Raw genomic sequence first — 3,221 nt, forward strand, 5'->3', positions numbered from 1 at the left:
GTTTTCCTTTTGGTTCATGGTGTTAGGGGTAACAACATGATACCGGCGGGAAAGCCCCCGATCTCGTTGATAGCACTGAAATTTTCAACGCTATTCAGGCAGTTACAGCACCACCTGTGGAAAAGTGGGGAGACGCTAGACTGCTCAAGCCTCTTATTGCCCTTCTGGCGCTAGGTTATATTTATACCGGCTCTTTTGGCCATTTGTGCCCTCGACATCACAATGTGGTTTGAGCTGGCGGAACCTGTCAACCTGATTCGGACAGCTTGTTAAAAATTAATGTCGATTTCGTCGCGGTGTCGTTTGCCACCAGCAGGGTCGGGAAGTTCACCACGCTGTAGGGTGCCGGGTCGTCGTCATCGGGCTGTACCGGATTGATCGAGACGCTGGCCCGCGGCATCGCCACTTTGGGGCGCCCGCGCGTGAACCGCTCGGGATGCGCCTCGAAGCTGTCATCGAGCGCTCGCTGGTGGATCTCTGCAATCTCGCGGTATCGGCCAGTGAAGACCTGCTCTGGCGTGAAGCCAGCCAGCCCGCTGTGATGGTGCTGCAGGTTGTACCAGTCGACGTAGGCGCTGTACCACTGCCGGGCATGGACGATGCTCTCGAAGCGCCCGGGATAGTCGGGCTGGTACTTGCTGGTCTTGAACTGGCTTTCGCTGAACGGGTTGTCATTACTCACCCTCGGGCGGCTGTGGCTGCACGTCACCCCCAGCTCCCCCATGAGGTCCAGGTAGCTGCGTGCGATCATCGGCGAGCCTCGATCCTGATGGAGCGTCAGCGCGCCATGCGGGATGCCGTAGCGATCCACCGCCTCCTGGAAGAGCTGCCGAGCCAAGGCGGCATTCTCCTTGTGGGAGACCATCCAGGCCACGATGAAGCGGCTGTAGAGATCCAGTACCACGTAGAGATTGAGGTAGACGCCGCGTCGCCGCGTGGGCAGTTTGCTGACGTCCCATGTCCAGGCCTCATTGGCGGCCCTTGCCGTAATACGTGGCACGGCATGGTGTTGGGGCGCACGCTGAGGACGGCGGTCACCGCTCTCCTTGGCCTCACGCAACTGCCGGTACCACGTGCTGAGCGAGCCGAGATAGATCCCTTGCTGCAGCAGGTCGTGGTAGATCTCATATACCGGCTGATCCCGGTAGGGCTCGCTATGCGCGATCTCCAGCATTTGCGCTCGCTCCTCGGCCGACAGGGCTCTGGGCTGCGGACAGTGCCGGCGTGACGTCGTGGCCTCGGTAGAAGGCTCATCGCGACGCTTTCGCCAGGCGTACACCGTGCTGCGGTTGATGCCCAGGGCGCGACAGGCCATGGCCATTGGAAGGTGCGCCGGGCGCTCTTCGAGTACCGTGATCATGGTTCGCTCCCATTGTTCAGGCGATCGAGCATCGATAAGGCTTTTTTTTGGAGCGACAGGCAGTCTTCGGCGGTCGAGAGCCGTTGCTGAAGACGGGCATTCTCTCGCTCCAGTGCTTCAATACGCTTCTGCTCCGGCGTCTTGCTCGGGGTCGGCCCCGGGGCGGTCTTGTAGAGCTTCTCCACGCCGCTCTCGGCAAGCTCCTTACGCCATGTCGTCAGCTGGCTATTGTAGAGCTTTTCACGGCGTAACAGCTGCCCGAGCTCACCATGCTGGCAGGCATCGGCTTCCGCGAGGATGCGCAGCTTGTACTCGGTCGAGAACTGACGACGCGTGCGCTTCTCCAACATGGGGTTCGGCGTGACCTGATGATCGGGTAGCTCGGTTGGTGGTTTTGGCATGATACGGGCTCCTGAACCTCGGGCTCTGATATTGAGCTTAACTCATAGAGCCGGTGTATGGATTCAGGTTGACACACAGGGCTGGCAGAAGAGATGCTGGCTCACATTGGAGCACGGCAGCGATCTCATATAACTTTTCAACGGTGATATTAACTTCTCCTCGTTCGACTCTTCCTATATAGCTGCGGTCGATACCAGTAGCTAAGGCAAAGGCGTCTTGTGAGTACCCCTTCTTTTTTCGTTTTTCCCTGATATTTCTTCCCAGCGTCGTTGCTAGCTCACCCATACCCGCCTCATTTCCTTTTGGCGGGACTATCCTTCGTTGCGGCCTATCTAGCCACGGACTATAATCCGCATTTCGTTTTTACCTCTCCTACGGTGATGGTCATGTCGAGTACCCCTCCTTCGATTGAGAAGCGCATTTTCGAGCTCCTTTTAGAAACTGATAACGCTCAATTCACTATTCGCAGCCTTCGTGACCAATACGCACACCAGCATGGCATAGCCGCAGAGCACCACGCTGCTCTGCGGCGTTTTATCTATGAAAGAATTAAAAAGCTAATCACCGCTGGCTTGGTGGAGAAAGACCGTGAAAAACGCAAACGCGATCAGCTTTATTATGTTTTGGCTTCAATAAGAGAAGTGAACTTGTGCCTGGAGGGAGAAAGCTTTGAAGCATGGCACAAGCGGCTCGTGTCTCAAACAGTAAATGAAACAACAGATACAACCATTATTCCAAAAGGCGAAAGTAGCAGTGAACAGAGCCTCAGTGCAAAGAAGGCTTCGAGCCAATATGCCTTGGAGAAAGTGTTAAAAGAAACGCAAAGTGAATTCCTTTCTACACTGGGTGAAGTCGAGGCGTTCTGTGAGCTTATGGATGAATACCCCGACCTTAAGCCAAGCATCGTGGTTGATCATCGTGATGCTTATGACAGGAGCGCACGCTTAATGGGTCGAGTGCGTGCGTTAGAAAAATCGCTACATAGGCTGTCAGGTAGATGAGCACGAGGTTGCGGAGATGGCAAGCAGAGTGCTTGGAGCTAGCGAGAGTTAAGCTCAGTTCTTGTGTATGGAGGGCAGTAGAGAGGGTGGCGTATCCTGTTGATTGATCTCGCCAGATCACAACCAACATAGGACGGATACGCCATGAGCAATTCTACTCTCCAAGCCGTGACGCAGCCAGACACCGGCGCTACTGATCCGCTGCATGAGCTGCTGCGCAAAGGGGCCCGAGACCTGATCGCCAAGGCCGTGGAGGCGGAGTTGAGCACGTTTCTGGAGCAATATGCCGACAAGACGCTGGAAGACGGCCGCCGTGTCGTCGTCCGCAACGGCTACCTGCCGGAGCGCACCGTGCAAACCGGTATCGGCGACGTCGAGATCAAGGTGCCCCGCGTCCGTGACCGCAGTGGCGACGGGGTGACCTTCAGCAGCGCGCTGTTGCCGCCCTACCTGAAGCG

General features: G+C 56.5%; 5 protein-coding genes. 2 read left to right on the forward strand and 3 right to left on the reverse strand.

From position 1 onward, the window contains the following. Window positions 1–247: 247 nt before the first annotated feature. The 3 genes from AC13CN_RS00040 to AC13CN_RS00050 are packed head-to-tail and all read right to left on the reverse strand — an operon-like array spanning window position 248 to window position 2,047. Window positions 248–1,360 carry an IS3 family transposase gene (locus AC13CN_RS00040; protein ID WP_483052909.1) on the reverse strand — a complete coding sequence of 371 codons (1,113 nt, stop codon included), beginning with the start codon at window positions 1,358–1,360 and terminating at the stop codon, window positions 248–250. Next, window positions 1,357–1,761: a transposase gene (locus tag AC13CN_RS00045; protein WP_483052910.1), complete on the reverse strand. Its 405-nt coding sequence runs from the start codon at window positions 1,759–1,761 to the stop codon at window positions 1,357–1,359. The genes AC13CN_RS00040 and AC13CN_RS00045 overlap by 4 nt, the downstream gene beginning before the upstream one ends. Before the next feature lie 37 nt (window positions 1,762–1,798). Continuing rightward, a complete protein-coding gene (locus tag AC13CN_RS00050; RefSeq protein ID WP_483052911.1) occupies window positions 1,799–2,047 on the reverse strand; it encodes a helix-turn-helix domain-containing protein in 249 nt (82 codons plus the stop codon). Window positions 2,048–2,148: 101 nt separating this feature from the next. On the opposite strand from AC13CN_RS00050, the gene AC13CN_RS00055 reads away from it, so the two are divergent. Next, window positions 2,149–2,763: a hypothetical protein gene (locus AC13CN_RS00055; protein ID WP_483052912.1), complete on the forward strand. Its 615-nt coding sequence runs from the start codon at window positions 2,149–2,151 to the stop codon at window positions 2,761–2,763. Window positions 2,764–2,907: 144 nt separating this feature from the next. Beyond that, on the forward strand, window positions 2,908–3,221 hold a 314-nt coding region (locus AC13CN_RS00060; RefSeq protein WP_483052913.1), incomplete at its 3' end, for a transposase.

It is taken from the genome of Vreelandella sp. L-25, from assembly GCF_056857535.1.

What these genes read in the sequence shown, in the direction of transcription:
- AC13CN_RS00040 (WP_483052909.1), bottom strand. Translation starts at nt 1,360, where the DNA reads ATGATCACGGTACTCGAAGAGCGCCCGGCGCACCTTCCAATGGCCATG.
- AC13CN_RS00050 (WP_483052911.1), bottom strand. Translation starts at nt 2,047, where the DNA reads ATGGGTGAGCTAGCAACGACGCTGGGAAGAAATATCAGGGAAAAACGA.
- AC13CN_RS00055 (WP_483052912.1), top strand. Translation starts at nt 2,149, where the DNA reads ATGTCGAGTACCCCTCCTTCGATTGAGAAGCGCATTTTCGAGCTCCTT.
- AC13CN_RS00045 (WP_483052910.1), bottom strand. Translation starts at nt 1,761, where the DNA reads ATGCCAAAACCACCAACCGAGCTACCCGATCATCAGGTCACGCCGAAC.